The 17,081-nt window shown below is 62.3% G+C and carries 11 protein-coding genes; all 11 read right to left on the minus strand.

Features of this window, described 5'->3' with window-relative positions; translation table 11 throughout:
* Position 1: 1 nt before the first annotated feature.
* The 11 genes from urtD to phnE (RE418_RS23935) all read right to left on the minus strand — a co-directional run bounded on the left by urtD (position 2) and on the right by phnE (RE418_RS23935) (position 17,040).
* Entirely contained in the window at positions 2-808 is an 807-nt protein-coding gene (urtD, locus tag RE418_RS23885) for an urea ABC transporter ATP-binding protein UrtD (protein ID WP_015377102.1), read from the minus strand.
* Entirely contained in the window at positions 805-1,881 is a 1,077-nt protein-coding gene (gene urtC, locus RE418_RS23890) for an urea ABC transporter permease subunit UrtC (RefSeq protein WP_089180670.1), read from the minus strand. Before urtC ends, urtD begins: the two co-directional genes overlap by 4 nt.
* The gene (urtB, locus tag RE418_RS23895) at positions 1,881-3,461 is read right to left on the minus strand and encodes an urea ABC transporter permease subunit UrtB (protein WP_089180669.1); all 1,581 of its coding nucleotides are present in this window, start codon (positions 3,459-3,461) and stop codon (positions 1,881-1,883) included. The genes urtC and urtB overlap by 1 nt, the downstream gene beginning before the upstream one ends.
* A 56-nt stretch (positions 3,462-3,517) precedes the next feature.
* Positions 3,518-4,786 carry an urea ABC transporter substrate-binding protein gene (gene urtA, locus RE418_RS23900; protein WP_049208925.1) on the minus strand — a complete coding sequence of 423 codons (1,269 nt, stop codon included), beginning with the start codon at positions 4,784-4,786 and terminating at the stop codon, positions 3,518-3,520.
* A gap of 35 nt (positions 4,787-4,821) precedes the next feature.
* The gene (locus RE418_RS23905) at positions 4,822-5,532 is read right to left on the minus strand and encodes a GntR family transcriptional regulator (protein WP_049208994.1); all 711 of its coding nucleotides are present in this window, start codon (positions 5,530-5,532) and stop codon (positions 4,822-4,824) included.
* 14 nt (positions 5,533-5,546) lie between these two features.
* On the minus strand, positions 5,547-9,167 hold the full coding sequence (gene uca, locus RE418_RS23910; protein WP_089181667.1) for an urea carboxylase: 3,621 nt from the start codon (positions 9,165-9,167) through the stop codon (positions 5,547-5,549).
* A gap of 2 nt (positions 9,168-9,169) precedes the next feature.
* Positions 9,170-10,999: an allophanate hydrolase gene (gene atzF / locus RE418_RS23915; RefSeq protein WP_089180668.1), complete on the minus strand. Its 1,830-nt coding sequence runs from the start codon at positions 10,997-10,999 to the stop codon at positions 9,170-9,172.
* Positions 11,000-11,252: 253 nt separating this feature from the next.
* A complete protein-coding gene (locus RE418_RS23920; protein WP_089180667.1) occupies positions 11,253-14,396 on the minus strand; it encodes a right-handed parallel beta-helix repeat-containing protein in 3,144 nt (1,047 codons plus the stop codon).
* A 188-nt stretch (positions 14,397-14,584) separates the two neighbouring features.
* Positions 14,585-15,049, minus strand: coding sequence for a DUF1456 family protein (locus RE418_RS23925; RefSeq protein WP_004939471.1), 465 nt, complete (start codon positions 15,047-15,049; stop codon positions 14,585-14,587).
* A gap of 231 nt (positions 15,050-15,280) precedes the next feature.
* The gene (phnE, locus tag RE418_RS23930) at positions 15,281-16,180 is read right to left on the minus strand and encodes a phosphonate ABC transporter, permease protein PhnE (RefSeq protein WP_025302015.1); all 900 of its coding nucleotides are present in this window, start codon (positions 16,178-16,180) and stop codon (positions 15,281-15,283) included.
* Positions 16,177-17,040: a phosphonate ABC transporter, permease protein PhnE gene (phnE, locus tag RE418_RS23935; protein WP_021503954.1), complete on the minus strand. Its 864-nt coding sequence runs from the start codon at positions 17,038-17,040 to the stop codon at positions 16,177-16,179. Before phnE (RE418_RS23935) ends, phnE (RE418_RS23930) begins: the two co-directional genes overlap by 4 nt.
* Between the last annotated feature and the right edge of the window lie 41 nt (positions 17,041-17,081).

The following is a 17,081-nucleotide window of genomic DNA, read 5'->3' on the forward strand; positions in this document are numbered from 1 at the left end:
CTCAGCGCCCCAGATATACCTCAATCACCCGTTCATCGGCCTGCACCTGCGCCAGCGATCCTTCCGCCAGCACCTGTCCCTGATGCAGCACCGTCACGCGATCGGCAATGGTTTCCACAAACCCCATGTCGTGCTCCACCACCATCAGCGAATGCTTGCCCGCCAGCTCGCGGAACAGTTCGGCGGTGTAGTCGGTTTCAGCGTCGGTCATGCCGGCCGCCGGCTCGTCGAGCAGCAGCAGGTGCGGTTCCTGCACCAGCAGCATGCCGATCTCGAGAAACTGTTTCTGCCCGTGAGATAAAAGCCCGGCGGGCCGGTGGCGTTCATGCCCCAGCCGCAGGGTCTTCAGCATCTCGTCGATGCGGTCGCGCTGTTCGCTGCTCAGGCGGGCGCGCAGGCAGGCCCACACCGATTTGCGGGTTTTCTGCGCGATCTCCAGATTTTCGAACACCGTCAGCGCCTCAAACACCGTCGGTTTTTGAAACTTGCGGCCGATGCCGGCGTGGGCGATCTGCATCGGCGCCAGCCGGGTCAGATCGACGGTCTGATCGTAAAACACCCTGCCGCTGTCCGGCCGGGTCTTGCCGGTGATCACATCCATCAGCGTGGTCTTGCCGGCGCCGTTGGGGCCGATCACGCAGCGCAATTCGCCGACGCCAATGCGCAGCGACAGATCGGTCAGCGCGCGAAAACCGTCGAAGCTGACGTTGACGTTGTCGAGCTGCAGCACCGGATCGGTTTGCTGCCGGTATTTATCCGCCGGCAGCGGGTGGGTAAACAGCTCGTCGGTCACTTGCATCGCTTTCATGAGGTTTTCCTCCGGCGCAGCAGACCGATCACCCCTTTGGGCAGAAACAGCGTGACGACGATAAACATCAGGCCGAGGAAGAACTGCCAGTATTCGGGAATGGCCATGGTGAACCAGCTCTTGGCGCCGTTGACGATGCCGGCGCCGAGCAGCGGCCCCACCAGCGTGCCGCGCCCGCCGAGCGCCACCCAGATGGCGGCCTCGATCGAGTTGGTCGGCGACATTTCGCCGGGGTTGATGATGCCGACCTGCGGCACATAGAGCGCGCCGGCCAGCCCGCACAGCACCGCCGACAGCGTCCAGACGAACAGCTTGAAACCCTTCGGATCGTAGCCGCAGAAGGTCAGGCGGTTTTCCGCATCGCGCACCGCGGTCAGCACCCGGCCGAATTTGCTGCGCGCCAGCGCAAAGCCGATGGTCAGGCTGGCGGCCAGCAGCAGCACCGTCGCCAGGAACAACGCCACTCGCGTGCCGGCGGCGGTGATGGGAAAGCCAAGCAGCGTGGTGAAACCGGTAAAGCCGTTATTGCCGCCGAAGCCGGTCTCGTTGCGAAAGAACAGCAGCATGCCGGCATAGGTCAGCGCCTGGGTCATGATCGAGAAATACACCCCTTTGATTTTCGAGCGAAAGGCGAAGTAGCCGAACAGGAAGGCCAGCAGACCCGGCACCAGCACGATCAGGCACAGCGCCCAGGCGAAATGCTGGGTGCCGCTCCAGAACCACGGCAGCTCATTCCAGGAGAGGAACGTCATAAACGCCGGCAGCCCGTCGCCCGCCGCCTGCCGCATCAGGTACATGCCCATGGCGTAGCCGCCGAGCGCGAAGAACAGCCCGTGGCCGAGCGACAGCAGCCCGGCATAGCCCCACACCAGGTCGAGCGCCACCGCCACCACCGCGTAGCACAGGATCTTGCCCGCCAGCGTCAGGGTATAGGTGGACACCGCCAGCGGATGATCCGCCGGCAACAACGTCATGAACGGCATCACCAGCAGCGCCAGCAATGCCAGCCCGCCGATGCTCAACGCCAGCCGGGGCGCTTTCTGCACGCCGGTTACGGTCAATGGTTGGCTCATCAGTCAATCACCCTGCCCTTAAGGGCGAACAGCCCCTGCGGACGCTTTTGAATAAACAGAACGATCAGCACCAGGATCAGGATCTTGCCCAACACGGCGCCGATCTGCGGCTCGAGGATCTTGTTGACGATGCCGAGGCCGAAGGCCGCCGCCACCGTCCCCGCCAGTTGGCCGACGCCGCCGAGTACCACCACCAGGAACGAATCAATGATGTAACCTTGCCCCAGCTCCGGCCCAACGTTGCCCAACTGCGACAGCGCCACCCCGCCGAGCCCGGCGATGCCGGATCCCAACCCGAAGGCCAGCATGTCCACCCGCCCGGTGGGCACGCCGCAGCAGGCCGCCATCGCGCGGTTTTGCGTCACCGCGCGCACGTTCATGCCGAGCCGGGTTTTGTTCAGCAGCAGCCAGGTCAACGCCAGCACCAGCAGCACGAACACGATCACCGCGATGCGGTTCCACGGCAGCACCAGGTTCGGCAACAGCTGCACCCCGCCCGACAGCCACGCCGGGTTGGCGACCTCGACGTTCTGCGCGCCGAACAGCACCCGCACCAGCTGGATCAGCACCAGGCTGATGCCCCAGGTGGCCAGCAGGGTTTCCAGCGGCCGGCCGTACAGGTGGCGGATCACCGTACGCTCCAGCAGCATGCCGATCCCGGCGGTGATGGCGAACGCCACCGGCAGCGCCGCCAGCGGATAGAGCGCCAGCCACTGCGGCGCAAATTGCTGAAACAACCCCTGCACCAGATAGGCGGAATAGGCGCCGAGCATCAGCATTTCGCCGTGCGCCATATTGATGACGCCGAGCAGGCCGTAGGTGATCGCCAGGCCGAGCGCCGCCAACAGCAGGATCGAACCGAGCGACAGGCCGCTGAACGCCTGGCCGAGCAGATCACCGATCATCAGGCGGTGCTGCACGCGCTGCAGGCTGCGCTGCGCCTCGGCGCGCACCGCGGCGTCCGGCTCATTGGCCGCGTCGGTCAACGCCTGCAGCCGCGCGCGGGTTTCCGGCTCGCCCGATTCCCCCAGTAGCCGCACCGCATTGAAGCGCACCTGCGGGCTGGCGTCGGCCAATTGCAGGTTCGCCAGCGCAATGCTCAGCGCGTCGCGTACCTGCGGGTCTTTCTCCTGCGCCAGCCGCCGGGTCAACAGCGGCAACTGCTCGCCCTGCGCCTCGCGCTGCAGCGCGGTCGCCGCCTGCAGCCGCACCGCCGCGTCCGCGCTGACCAACCGCTGCGCCGACAACGCGTTGGCAATCAGAATGCGCAGCCGGTTGTTCAGCCACACTTTCTTCGGCTCGCCAACCGGGGCCGCCTCACCTTCAAGCGGCAGATAGCGGTCGCCCTGGCGGATAAAGGCGCGTTTCGCCCCGTCGATCGCCACGGTTTCCTGCTGCAGCCCCTGCAGCAACGGCAGGCGCGCGGCGTCCGGCTCGGCCGCCCACGCCTGCAGCAGTTTAGCCTGCTGCGCGCGAGTGGCCGCAGCGAACTCATCGGCCGGTCCGGCCTGCGCCAGCAGGGGCCAGGCGCACAACAGCCACAGCCCGGCGCGCAGAGAGGATAAAAACGGAGATTGCATCAGCTGCCTCTTCTGTTGGGCCGGCGCGCGTCGAGCCGTGCCGGCGCTGAGTGACGTTACTTGCCGCCTTTCACCGGGTAATCCGGTTTTTTGTCGTTGCCGGCGATATACGGACTCCACGGCTGCGCGCGCACCGGTGCCTCGGTCTGCCACACCACGTTGAACTGGCCGTTGCCCTCGATCTCGCCGATCATCACCGGCTTGTGCAGGTGGTGATTGGTCTTGTCCATGGTCAGCGTGAAGCCCGACGGCGCGGCGAAGGTTTGCCCAGCCATCGCCGCGCGCACCTTATCGACGTCGGTGGTGCCGGCCTTTTCCACCGCCTGCGCCCACATGTGGAGGCCGACGTAGGTGGCCTCCATCGGATCGTTGGTCACCGCAGTGGCGTAATTCGGCAGATTGTGCGCCTTGGCGTAGGCTTTCCACTGGCTGACAAACTGTTTGTTGGTCGGGTTATCCAGCGATTCGAAGTAGTTCCAGGCCGCCAGGTTGCCCACCAGCGGTTTGGTGTCGATGCCGCGCAGCTCCTCCTCGCCGACCGAGAAGGCGATCACCGGCACGTCCGTGGCCTTGACGCCCTGGTTGGCGAGTTCTTTGTAGAACGGCACATTGGAATCGCCGTTGATGGTGGAGATCACCGCGGTATTGCCGCCGGCGGCGAACTTCTTGATGTTGGCGACGATGGTCTGGTAATCGCTGTAGCCGAACGGCGTATAGACCTCTTCGATATCCTTGTCCTGCACGCCTTTACTGTGCAGGAAGGCACGCAGGATCTTGTTGGTGGTGCGCGGATAGACGTAATCGGTGCCCAACAGGAAGAAGCGCTTGGCGCCGCCGCCGTCCTCGCTCAGCAGGTATTCCACTGCCGGGATCGCCTGCTGGTTCGGCGCCGCGCCGGTGTAGAACACGTTCGGCGACATCTCTTCGCCTTCGTATTGCACCGGATAGAACAACAGTCCGTTCAGCTCCTCAAACACCGGCAGCACCGACTTGCGCGACACCGAAGTCCAGCAGCCGAACACCGCCGCCACCTTGTCCTGGCTCAGCAGCTGGCGCGCCTTTTCGGCGAACAGCGGCCAGTTGGAGGCCGGATCTACCACCACCGGCTCCAGCTTTTTGCCGAGCACCCCACCTTTGGCGTTGATCTCGTCGATGGTCATCAGCGCCACATCCTTGAGCGGCGTCTCGGAAATCGCCATGGTGCCAGAGAGCGAACTCAGAATACCGACCTTGATGGTGTCGGCGGCCTGCGCGCTCCAGGCCAGGCCCATGCCGACAGCGGCGGCGGACAGCGCAAAAGCTTTGATAAAACGACGACGTTGCATAGTTCAAACTCCTGATGTGTGTGAAATCAAAATCGTTACGCCGAGCGCGCAGGCTGCTGAGCCCGCGCCTGGTGCAACATGTGCAGCGTTATTTTTCGCACTTCTGCCTTGCTGACGGCGATGTGCTCGCCGAGCAGCGTTTGCGCCTCCTCACTTTGCCGCTGCAGGATCGCCTGCAAAATGGCGGCGTGCTCGCGGTAGGTGGCGTCCACCCGCGCCTGCTGGGTGAAATCCAGCCGGCGAATGATGCGGATCTTTTCGGTCAGCTCGCGGTGGATGCGCGCCATTTCACCGTTGCCCGCCGCGGCCACCAACGCCTGATGAAACTGCTCATCGTGCTGCGACACCGCCTTGCCGTCCGCCAGACGCGGCGCTTCGGTCCAAAAACGGCTCAGTGCCGCCAGCGCGTCCGGCGTTTCCCCGGCCGGGCGTTCGCACAGCCGTTTCACCGCCTCTTGCTCCAACACGATGCGCAGGTCGTACAGCTCTTCGAAGTAGGCGAAGTCGAACGGCCGCACCTGCCAGCCGCTGCGAAACAGCACCTCGACATAGCCTTCACGCTCGAGTCGAAACAGCGCCTGGCGCACCGGCGTGCGGCTGGCCGCCATGCGCTGCGCCACGTCGCTTTCGCTGAAGCGATCGCCTGGCAGCAGGCGAAACTCGAAGATGTCGGCCTTGAGCTGCAGATAAATGCGCTCCGCCAGCCCTTCCGGCCGCGCCTTGTGCTCTCCGTTGGTGATTTGCATCATCGCTCCTCCGTTCAGACCGCCTTTTCCAGCCACAGCAGGGCGTCGCCCGGCCCGACCGGCCGCCCCTGCCGGCAGCTGATGCGTTTAACGACCCCGGCGCGCGGCGCGGTGACCGCCAGCTCCATTTTCATCGCCTCGACCACGATCAGCGGCTGCCCGGCCGCCACCGCCTGCCCCGGTTCCACCAGGATCTTCCACACGCTGCCGTTCAGATCGGCGCTGACCAAATCGCCGTCGATGGCGTCTTCTTCCTCCGGCGGCAACAGCTGCGCCTCGGCCTCGTCGTCATCGCTGCGCCAGCGCGCCACTTCGGCGCTGAACGCCTGCTGCTGGCGATACTGGAAGTCGGCGATCGCCCCGGCGTTGTCGGCCAGGAAACGGGTGTAGGCGGCGAAGTCGAACTCGCTCTCTTCGATGCGCACCTGCATGCGCCCTTCACGGAACGCTTCGCGCTGCTCGTCCAACTCTTGCTCGCTGACCGGATAGAAGCGCACCTGATCGAAGAAGCGCAGCAGCCAGGGTTCACCGGCGGTGAACTGCGGGTTTTTGAGAAACTTGTTCCAGATCGGCAGCGTGCGCCCCACCAGCTGGTAACCGCCCGGCGAGTCCATGCCGTAGATGCACATGTACATGCCGCCGATGCCGACCGTCCCTTCGGCGGTGTGGGTGCGCGCCGGGTTATATTTGGAGCTCAGCAGGCGATGGCGCGGATCGAGCGGCACCGCGCAGGGCGCGCCGAGGTAGACGTCGCCCAGCCCGAGGATCAGGTAGCTGGCGTCGAACAGAATGTCGCGCACCTGCTCGCGTCGGCTCAGGCCATTGATGCGCTGAATGAAATCGACGTTGTTCGGCAGCCAGGGCGCCGAGGCGCGCACCGTCTGTTGATAGCGATCCACCGCCCCCAGCGTGGCCGAATCTTCGAACGCCATCGGCAGCCACACGGTGCGCGTCGGCACCTTCAGGCGGCTGACGTCCCCCAGCGCCCGTTCACGCGCCAGCAGGCGCTGCAGCAAGTCGGCCTGGCTAATCTGCCGGCTGTCGTAGCGGATCTGCAGTGAACGCACGCCCGGCGCCAGCTCCGCCACGCCCGGTATCACCTCCTCCCGCAGCGACTGCATCAGCAGATGAATGCGCAGCCGCAGCGCCAGATCGAGCACGTTGTCGCCGTACTCCATCAGGATGTAGCCGTCCCCCGCCTGGCGATACGCCACCGCCGGGCGCCCGTCCGCCGCCGGCAGCGCCGCCAGCACCGCGGCGGAAACGGTCTCCGCCGGGGCCAGATCCGGCGGCGGCAGGGTGATGGCCTTCACCGCCGCCAGCGCTTCGATGCTGCCGAGCTGCGCCTGCTCCAGCGACTGCGCCTGCCGGAAGCCGATCGGATGGAAACGGATGCGGTCGCCCGGCTTCACCTGCCCCACTTTCCACAGCTCGGCCTTGGCGATGGTCACCGGGCAGACGAAGCCGCCAAGGCTGGGCCCGTCGCGGGTCAGGATCACCGGGAAGTCGCCGGTGAAGTTGATGGCGCCGATGGCGTACTCGCAATCGTGCACGTTGGAAGGATGCAAACCGGCCTCGCCGCCGTCCTCCCGCGCCCACTCGGGCTTCGGCCCCGCCAGGCGCACCCCGAGGCGGTTGGAGTTGTAATGCACCTGCCAGTCGGTGGCAAAAAAGGCCTCTATCGATTCAGCGGTGAAAAAGTCCGGCGCGCCGTGCGGCCCGTACAGCACGCCGATGTGCCACTGGTCGCCGTAGTGCGGGATCAGGCTGTCGTCCATCGCCTGCGGCGCGGCGATCGGCGCCGGCGTAGTGCTGGCCGCCAGCGCCGGTTGGGCGATCGCCAACATGTCCGCCACGCGCAAGGTGCGCCCGGCGTGGCCGCCGAACTGGCCCAGCGCGAAGGTGGAGCGGCTGCCGAGATACACCGGCACGTCAAAGCCGTTACGTACCGCCAGATAGGTGCGGCAGCCATGCGTGGCGCGCCCCAGCGTCAATACCTGCCCGGCCCGCACCGCGATCGGCCGCCAATACGCAACCGCTTCACCGTCCAGATCGGCCGGGCAGCTCGCGCCCGTCAGCGCGAGGGTGGCGTCGCAGTGAAAGCGCAGCGTCGGCCCCTGCAGGGTAAACTCCAACCCGGCGGCCGCCGGGTGGTTGCCGACGATGCGGTTGGCCAGCCGAAACGCGAAGTCGTCCATCGGGCCGGACGGCGGCACGCCGATGTCCCAATAGCCGAGGCGGCCGGGATAATCCTGCACGCTGCTGTAGGTGCCGGGTTGCAGCACTTCGAGGCAGTGCGGCTGGAAACGCACATCGTCCAGCAGGCGCGTCCAGACGTCGCCGCGCTGAAATTGCGGCGTGGCGATCACCTGCCGCAGATAGTCGAGGTTGGTGGCGATGCCGTGCAAACGGGTCGCCGCCAGCGCCACGCGCAATTTTTCCAGCGCCTGCGCCCGATCGGCGCCGTGCACGATCAGCTTGGCGATCATCGGGTCGTAAAACGCCGACACTTCGCTGCCGGTCGCCACCCAACCGTCGAGGCGCACGTCGTCAGGGAAATGCACCTCGGTCAGCACGCCGGGGCTAGGCTGGAAGTTTTTCAGCGGATCTTCGGCGTAGAGGCGCACTTCGATCGCCGCGCCCTGCGGCGCGCGCTGCAACGCCGCCCAATCCAGCGCGTCGCCCGCCGCCACCTGCAGCATGCATGCGATCAGATCCAGGCCGGTGACCATTTCTGTAACCGGGTGCTCGACCTGTAAGCGGGTGTTCACTTCCAGGAAATAAAACTCGTCGCGCGCGGCGTCATAGATAAACTCTACGGTGCCGGCGCTGCGGTAATTCACCGACTCGCCCAGCGCCACCGCCGCCCGGTGCAGCGCCTGGCGGGTCGCCGCCGGCAGATGCGGCGCCGGGGTTTCCTCCACCACCTTTTGGTTGCGCCGCTGCAGCGAACAGTCGCGCTCGCCGAGCGCCGCCACCCGCCCCTGGCCGTCGCCGAAAATCTGCACCTCGACGTGGCGCGCCCGATCGACGAAGCGTTCGATAAAGGCGCCGGCGTCGCGGAAGAACTGCTCTCCCAGCCGTTTGACGCTGTCGTACGCGTCGCGCAGCGCCGCCTCGTCGTCACAGCGCGTCAGACCGATGCCGCCACCGCCGGCGGTGCTTTTCAGCATCACCGGGTAGCCGATGCGCGCAGCGGCCGAGACCGCCTGCTCAACGCTCTCCAGCAAGCCGGTGCCCGGCGTCATCGGCACCCCGGCCAACGCCGCCAGCTCGCGCGCCCGGTGCTTGAGGCCGAACTCGCGCATCTGCGCCGCCGTCGGGCCGATAAAGGCGATGCCCGCCGCCTCGCAGGCGTCGGCAAACTCGGCGCTCTCGGACAAAAAGCCGTAGCCGGGGTAGATCGCCTGCGCGCCGGTGGCCGCGGCCGCCGCGAGGATCTTGTCGATGCGCAGGTAGCTGTCGGCGGCCTTGTCGCCGCCAAGCGCCACCGCCCTGTCGGCCTCGGCGACGTGCGGCGCATTGCGGTCGGCGTCGGAATAGACCGCCACGCTGGTTACGCCCAGGCGTTTCAGGGTGCGAATGGCGCGGCAGGCGATTTCGCCGCGGTTAGCGATCAGTACGGTAGTAAACATGTTCATGCCCCCTTAACGCTGGCGAGATAGTCGCGCCAGCCGCCAAACTCAGTGATATCCGTCGCGTCTTCCAGCGCCCAGGCTTCGCAGATAAACCCCTTCACCCGCCGGCCGTCCGCCAGCAGCAGCGTGCCGATGCCCAATGGCGCCGGAATTTCCGCCACAAACTCGCCGAAACGGGCCAGCGGGATGTCCCACAGCTCAACGCGGATCGCCGCCCCCTGCGCCGCGCGCGCCAGCCCCGGCTTCGGCGGCTCGGTATCGGCCAGCGCATACAGGCGATAGCAGGGGGCGGTAGCGGTTTGCTCCACCTGCACCGCGTCGCGCTGTGTCAGCTGGACGTTGAGCGGCATGCCGCTAAGGTGAGCGCCCACTACCGCCAGACGCACGTGCCCTGTGGACGGCGCAGGCACAGGCTGCGGCGGCAATGCCCGGCCGATAGCGCCGAGCGGCAAGGCGCTTTGCCGTTGCCAGCGCAGGCCAAACGCCGCCAACGCCCGGTCATGCCAGGCGGGCGCAATCAGGGTGATGCCCGCCGGTAGACCGTCTTCGCGCTGCGGCCCCGGCAGCGCCAGCGCGCTCAGATCGGCCAGGTTGGTGAAATTGGTGTAAGTGCCGAATTGCGAATTGAACAGCACCGGCTCCTGCGCCATCTCCGCCAGGGTGCGAATAGTGGGCGCGGTCGGCACCACCAGCGCGTCGAACGGCGCCAGCCGCTGGGCGATTTGCCGCGCCAGCTCGGCGCGCAGGTATTCCGCCTTGTAGGCGTCGCAGGCGCTGTAGCCGAGGCCGTTGCCGACGATGCCGCGCACCACCGGATCGATGGCCTGCGGGCTCGCTTCCAGCACCTGCTCAATGGCTACCGTGCGCTCCGCCACCCAGGGGCCGTAATACAGCTGTTCCGCCAGAGTGCGAAACGGCGCGAAATCGAGGGGTTCCAGCGTCGCGCCGCCCGCCTGCAGCTGCGCCAGCGCACGGTGAAACGCCCGCTCGGCCTGAACGTCGCCGAAAAACTCCAGCTGGGCGGGAACGGCGAAACGCGGTGCGGCGGGGATATCCGCCGGCGCGGTATGCGGATCGGGGCGGGAATACGGGTCTGCCGCGTCAAACCCGCTCGCCAACTCCGCCACCTGCGCGGCGTCGGCCACGGTCAGCGCGAAGACCGACACCGTATCGTTCAACCGACAGGCCGGCACCACGCCGCGGTTGGACAACCGCCCCTTGGTCGGCTTCAGCCCGACGATGTTGTTGAACCCGGCGGGCACGCGCCCCGAACCGGCGGTGTCGGTGCCGAGCGCGAACGGCACCAGGCCGCGTGCCACCACCGAGGCGGAGCCGGAGCTGGAACCGCCGCTGACGTAGCGGCTGTCGAAGCTGTTGACCACCGCGCCATACGGTGAGCGAGTGCCTACTAACCCGGTAGCGAACTGGTCGAGGTTGGTTTTACCGAGGGCGATCGCCCCGGCGGCGCGCAGGCGGGCGACCACGGTGGCGTCCGCCGCGGCCTGATAGGTGAACGCCGGGCAGGCGGCGCTGGTCGGCCAGCCGCCGACGTCGATATTGTCTTTGATGGCGAAGGGCACGCCGAACAGCGGCAGGCGGGTGAGATCGCCGGCGACTGCTTCCAGCCTTTGCGCCAGCTGCCGATACTGCTGCTCGCGCTGCGCCGGCGTGGCGAGATACAGCCAGGCGTTATCGTCTGGGCTCAGCCCGGCGACCAGCGTTTCGATCGTCGCACTGACGCAGGCAAGGCGCTCGCCCGCCGGGCGGGTTTGGTAATGGTGCTGCCATTCACTGAGGGTAAAACCGCACGCTACAACAGGTTCGCTCATCGGCTGAATTCCATCTGGTACACAAGATGGGATTCAACAGAGCAACCGGCGTGCCAATTTTTAATCTCATGATTTCAATAAATTATAATTAAAACTTATGACGGCGGCGGCAAACGGGCTGCACCAGCGGCGCGCAGCGGGAGAACAAAAAGAGTGCAATGGCGGGATGACGCAGAGGAAAAACCGGGGCGACGACACTCGCCGCCCCGCAGGCCGATGGGGATAGGTCAACCGTCAACCGCAAGCTCAGCACCTACCATGTCGTGAGCGCTACCCTTCTCCAGGTATTGGCCGCCGTGCAAATATAAAAGAACGTGGAGTCTGCCGACCATTGGCCTATTTTACCGGGCGCAACGGCCGAAGCGGGGACAGCAACTCTGACACCTACAGGATCTCCGTTCACGTTCGCTGAATCATAAATATTCAACACTTTTATGTGGCCGGAGGAGAATTGGTTATTCGGCCCACCAATAGGATAAGCGCCGTTACCGGCCGGATAGATGCCATTATCCGCAACCGTTAACTGCTTGGTGTACAACCCGCTCCATTTAAATGAGGGTTGTCCTAAGGCGGTCGCGATATCCTTCTGCGGCGAAAAATCCGCCGGGGAGATGGATACGCCGCTGCTGGTCGTATTGTTATTAGCGCCAAGCGTAAACTTAGGTGAAAAACTAATTAAAGAAGCCCCGTCCTGAGCCAACCTGACGCCCGGTTCAAACCCCTGAAGGTTATTGCCTGGAGAAATGCCGCCAAAGTAATGGTAGCTGGTACTCCCTCCTTTGGCGGCATAGAACAGGTTATCGGATTCGCCCTTGATGCCATGGAAAATCGCCGGATAAGCGCCATGGCTGGCCCTGTCCGCCAAGGACCACGGAAGTTGCCTAGGAGCCATATCGGCGATTGCCGCGTTGGCGAATCTTGTCGTATTGCTCAGCATGTTATCAAACACAAATGCCGCCGCGATGCCGTTTACCGGTTCTGCAGCCACATTGTAAGTGGTATTACTCACATTATAGAAACCGCCTCGACATTCAAAAGTGCTTCCATCACTCTGAAGAATAGTTTCACCTTCGCAAGTAAACTGCCCCAGGATGTTATCGGTGTTGGTTCGGGTGAGTTTAATCGCCGTAGCGCCGACGCCACCGAACAGGTGGATATAGCAGAAACCGTTGTACCACGTTGCTCTGTTGGCGTTTCCTCTCAGCTCCAGCCCCACGCCGGCATCCGTATTTGTGCCACCATCGCCCGGATTGCCGGAGACTTTGATCTGACATTGAATTTCATGGAACCCCACGCCGTGGAAGGAGCTATCCCCGCCATTGCTCTCCATCAATATGTTGGACAGGCCGCGGTGGAACCGGCAAGAGTGAAAACTGACGAACTCGGTAAACGCACCGGCATAGCCGTTCAACAGATGTAAGTTCACAAAAAACTTCATAATCAGCAATCTTTCATGCCGCATGAAACAGGAACCATTGATCCGATAGCCGGTGCCCGTATATAACGCGCCCTTGGCCGGCGTAATCGTCACATCGCTGATATATCTGTTGGTATGGATCCCGGAACCGCCTTTCGACTCAAAACACGCATGATCATTAGACGTCGGCTTAAAGAAGAATTTCGTACTAATCCAATTTTCGCCCTCTATCGCAATGCCTTTATCTCCGGTGTAGTTTTCTCCCCCTAAATTTAAGGTATCTGTAATGTAATAGTTACCGGCAGGAACATAGAGCTTCTTGCAGCCTTGGCTAATCGCATAAGCGATAGCCTGTTTAAACGCCTGCGTATCATCCGTACCAACGCCAGCTGTATCATTCCAATCGCCCTTCGCGCCGAACATCTGAGGGGTAATGTGGGGCACGCCTTCATTCGGGAAGGAATACTGAATGAGTTGATTGCCCGTTACCCCTACAAGCGTAGAGATAATCGGTTTAAAAGCGCAATCCCAGACGTTCTTGCCAATGAGAGTCGTTTCGTCAAATGCCCCGCCTAACTCCAGCGCCCGAGCGGGAGAAGCAAGTTTAATCACATTTCCTTCAATAATGGCGTTTTTCCCATTCAAGAAACGGATATAACCAAACCCAGAGTCCGTGACCCGATTGCCGGAAAACACCGTACGGTCGCCGTACAGCTTGATCCATACCTGGCTGCTGGTCCATCCGGAGTTGGTTATCTTGTTGCCGGTCATCACGCAGCTATTGGTGAACAGGGCAACCTTGCAATTATTGATAATATTGCCTGAGAGGGTCGCCTCCGTTGCGGCAATGCCATTGAAGGCCGAGGAATTGGAGGTGCCGCAGAAATTTAAAAAATTATCTGCGATAACGGACTCAGCGACAGAAATATCGTTATTGCCGTGATAGTCGATGCCATTCTCAACGGTATCTTCAACGTGATTCCCGATAATTCGTGAATTATTCGTAGGGATTTTGGTGGGGTTATTCACTAAGGAATAGTCGATCTGAATGCCGAACCTTTCGATCGTTTTGATGTAGTTATTAGAGATATTAATGTCACTGATTCCACCCAGCGAGATGCCATAGCTGGTATTAACAATATGGTTATTGGCAACGGTCAGGTTAGTGAATGAATGAGGCGTGCCGGTCACTTCATTATTCAATGTCACCCCGCCCCCTCTTTGCGTATGCCCGGCCCCAGCGGGTTTAGCGGGTTTATGTCCATCATGAATATGATTGTTCACAATCAAGATGTCATAAGCATCTCGGTTCACGCCCGTTTTCAGCAAGATCCCGTCACCCTGGTGATTCGTCAGTTCGTTATTCTGGATTGTAATATGGCGTCCGCCACGAACGGCGATAGGTTCTTCACCCAGATCTTTAAGTAAATTGTTCTCAAGGGTAACTGACGTACAGTCAGAAAGGCCCAAAGCATCGGTATGCATGCTGATGGCGCAATTTCTCACGGTGAAGTGTTCACAACGGGTGAAAGCCATGCCGGTACACGCGCGAGTGGCATACCACCAAATAGGATCTGCATCTTTCTGAGTCACCTTTCTCGTGATCCTCAGATCTTCCACGATGAAATTCGACTGTTCCACGGTATTAAAAATATTGATTTGAGGCGTATCGTCATCCAGGTGAATTTCACCACCGCCATAAATATGGCAGTTGCTAGGGATCTGCAGAGGCTGCCAAGCCGAACCCAACGTCAACCGATAGACATTCGCCATTCTGACCTGGCGTTTTTTCATCGAGCTAGCGGCGTCAATCGCCACTTTAGCGAACATGGCGCTGACGGCATCTCTATCGTCAGCCAGGCCATCGCCTACGGCGCCGAACTGTTCAGGGGTATATTCAGCGAATTCGCCGCCATCATTGACCTGAGCGGCGGCATTTTTTGTGTTGAACTGTGGATCTTCTTTTGACATTTGAGCCATTGAATTACTCCTCTGGATTTTACGTTTCAATCGACATTGAACGAACCCTAGAAAAGTAACCGGACGGGCGGCACGCCCTCCATCGATGACGGGTGGCTGAGGGCCAGTACAACAACGGCGGGCGGGAGAGCGGCAATAAAAAAGGCGCAACCTTGCGATTGCGCCTGATGTTCGGTGAACGCTGCGCGTTACTCGCCGCGAACGCGCTGCGCCAGCCCTTTGAGGAAGTAGCGCAGCATCTGATCGCCGCACGGGCGGTAGTTCTTGGTACCCTCTTTGCGGAACAGCGCACTCAGCTCCGGCTTGGAGATGCGGAAGTCCACCGCGGTGAAGATCTGGTGCATGTCGGTGTCTTTCAGCTCGAACGCCACGCGCAGCTTTTTCAGCACCAGGTTATTGGTGATCGGCAGCTCAACCGCCGGCGCCGGGAACTTGTCGTCCTTACCGCGCTTGAAGAACACCAGGCCGTTGAGGAAGTGCGCCATCACTTCGTCCGGGCACTTTTCGTAGCCCGGCTCGCCTTCTTTGATCACGTAAGCGTCCATCGCCGACACCGCCACCTCGAAATCGTCCAGTTTGATAATCTCGACCATTTTGGCGTTGTTAATGCTCAGCATATAGCGCACGCTGCGCAGCACGTCGTTGTTCATCATGGGATTGCATTGCCTTTACTTGTCTAACGGGGACGTGCGCATTGTAAAAAAATGCCCCATACCCAAAATAATTGGAGTTGCATCGCGGCGGCAAATTTGTAAGCCCCCGGAGCATAGTTAACTATGTGACCGGGGCGCGCAAATGCAGCCAACAAAGAGGCAGCTCCAAGTATGACGGGTATGGCCGCACACCTTGAATGTGCGGCAGTATAGGGATCGGCAAGGGGTTTCTCAATCGATTTGGCTTTTTTGCTGATACAGCGGGATGTCTTCACCGATGATGTACTTGTTGCGCAGCATCGACGAGACCTTGTCCATGATCATCACCACCACCACCAGGATCAGGGTGATGAACATCACCACGTCCCAGTTCCACAGCCGCATATTCTCCGCATACACCAGGCCGATGCCGCCGGCGCCGACGAAGCCCAGCACCGCCGCTGAGCGGGTGTTGGACTCGATCTGGTACAGGCTGAGCGCCAGGAAGGTGGGGAACGACTGGGTGAAGATGCCGTAGCGGTGCTTCTGCAACCCGTTGGCGCCCACCGCCGTCAGGCCGCGGCTGGGGGACTTGTCCACCGCCTCATGGCCTTCGGCGTACAGTTTGCCCAGCAGCCCGACGTCCTGCATCACGATAGCCAACACCCCGGCGAGCGGCCCCATGCCGACGGCGCGCACGAAGATCAGCCCCCAGATCGCCATGTCGATGCCGCGCAGCACGTCCAGCAAGCGGCGCACCAGCACGGAGATCGGCCGCAGCAGCGGCGTCGACATCACGTTGCGCGCGGCGAAGAACGACAGCGGCAGCGCGATCAGCGACGCGGTGATGGTGCCGGCGAACACAATGGCGATGGTGATGCCGATCTGCTGGAAGTAGTACATGAACGGCCAGTTGGCGAAGTCGTGCCAGACGAACATGCGCAGGAAATAGCGCCCCAGCTGCTGGCAGCCGTTGATAAACTGCGGCCAGCTAATGCCGAAGACCAGGAAGAAGAACACATAGTACAGCACGATCGCCAGCGCGATCAGGCCGACGGTGCGCAGGTAGCGCCCCTGCTGCGCGAAGATCGCCGGATGCTGCTGTTTCAACTGGCGCAGCGTTTCCGCCGATGCCGGAGTGCCCGCTATCATTTTGCCCCCTCCACCACACGCTTGCGCAGCTCGCCCGACACGTAGTCGAGCACGGAAACCACCACGATGATCAGCAGCAGCGTCATGCTGACCTGATCGTAACGGTCGAGTTTAATGTTGGTCATCAGCTCCTGGCCGATGCCGCCCGCCCCCACCAGCCCCAAAATGGTCGACTGACGGAAGTTGATCTCCAGCCGCATGAAGCTGTAGGAGAGAAACACCGGCTTCACCTGCGGCCACAGGCCGAAGCGCATGCGCTGCAGCGGCGTGGCGCCGCAGGCCGCCAGCCCGCGCACCGGTTTGTTGGAGGCGGTTTCGATCGATTCGTAGAACAGCTTGGTCAGGCTGCCGATGGTGTGCAGCGCCAGCGCCAGGAAGCCGGGAATGGCGCCGATGCCGAACGCCATCACGAACATCACCGCCCACGCCAGCTCCGGCATGGTGCGCAAGAACGCCACCAGCGTGCGGATTGCCAGCCGCACCGAGGCCGGGGTATAGGTATTGCCGGCCGCCAGAAACGCCAGCACGGTCGCCACCAGCACCGAAAAAATGGTCGCCGCCAGCGCCAGCTGCAGGGTCTCCCAGATCAGCGGCAGCTGGATGTTCAGGCGGTAACCCCAATAGGCCAGCGAACCTTCGGTGCGCCCATCGGCGAACAGCAGGTGCCAGTGCAGCGTCGGCACGGTTTCGGCCAGGTAGTCGAAGAAGTGCGGAATAGACACCCAGACGGTGTGCAGGTTGAACTCGGCGAGGTTGCCGGCGCCCAGGTACAGCACCACCAGCCCGAGCGACCACAGCAGCGCTTCGCGTTTTTGCTTGCTGCGGATCCGTTGGTAATAGTGTGCGAAATCGGTATTCAAAGCAGGTCTTCCATCTTGATGGAACAAGGGGTTCAGCACGC

The organism is Serratia sp. szju, from assembly GCF_044594185.1.
Classification (GTDB): domain Bacteria; phylum Pseudomonadota; class Gammaproteobacteria; order Enterobacterales; family Enterobacteriaceae; genus Serratia; species Serratia bockelmannii.

Bases quoted from the DNA above. Each gene is read 5' to 3' on its own strand.
- urtD (WP_015377102.1), bottom strand. From the start codon at position 808: ATGAAAGCGATGCAAGTGACCGACGAGCTGTTTACCCACCCGCTGCCG.
- urtC (WP_089180670.1), bottom strand. From the start codon at position 1,881: ATGAGCCAACCATTGACCGTAACCGGCGTGCAGAAAGCGCCCCGGCTG.
- urtB (WP_089180669.1), bottom strand. From the start codon at position 3,461: ATGCAATCTCCGTTTTTATCCTCTCTGCGCGCCGGGCTGTGGCTGTTG.
- urtA (WP_049208925.1), bottom strand. From the start codon at position 4,786: ATGCAACGTCGTCGTTTTATCAAAGCTTTTGCGCTGTCCGCCGCCGCT.
- RE418_RS23905 (WP_049208994.1), bottom strand. From the start codon at position 5,532: ATGCAAATCACCAACGGAGAGCACAAGGCGCGGCCGGAAGGGCTGGCG.
- uca (WP_089181667.1), bottom strand. From the start codon at position 9,167: ATGTTTACTACCGTACTGATCGCTAACCGCGGCGAAATCGCCTGCCGC.
- atzF (WP_089180668.1), bottom strand. From the start codon at position 10,999: ATGAGCGAACCTGTTGTAGCGTGCGGTTTTACCCTCAGTGAATGGCAG.
- RE418_RS23920 (WP_089180667.1), bottom strand. From the start codon at position 14,396: ATGGCTCAAATGTCAAAAGAAGATCCACAGTTCAACACAAAAAATGCC.
- RE418_RS23925 (WP_004939471.1), bottom strand. From the start codon at position 15,049: ATGATGAACAACGACGTGCTGCGCAGCGTGCGCTATATGCTGAGCATT.
- phnE (WP_025302015.1), bottom strand. From the start codon at position 16,180: ATGATAGCGGGCACTCCGGCATCGGCGGAAACGCTGCGCCAGTTGAAA.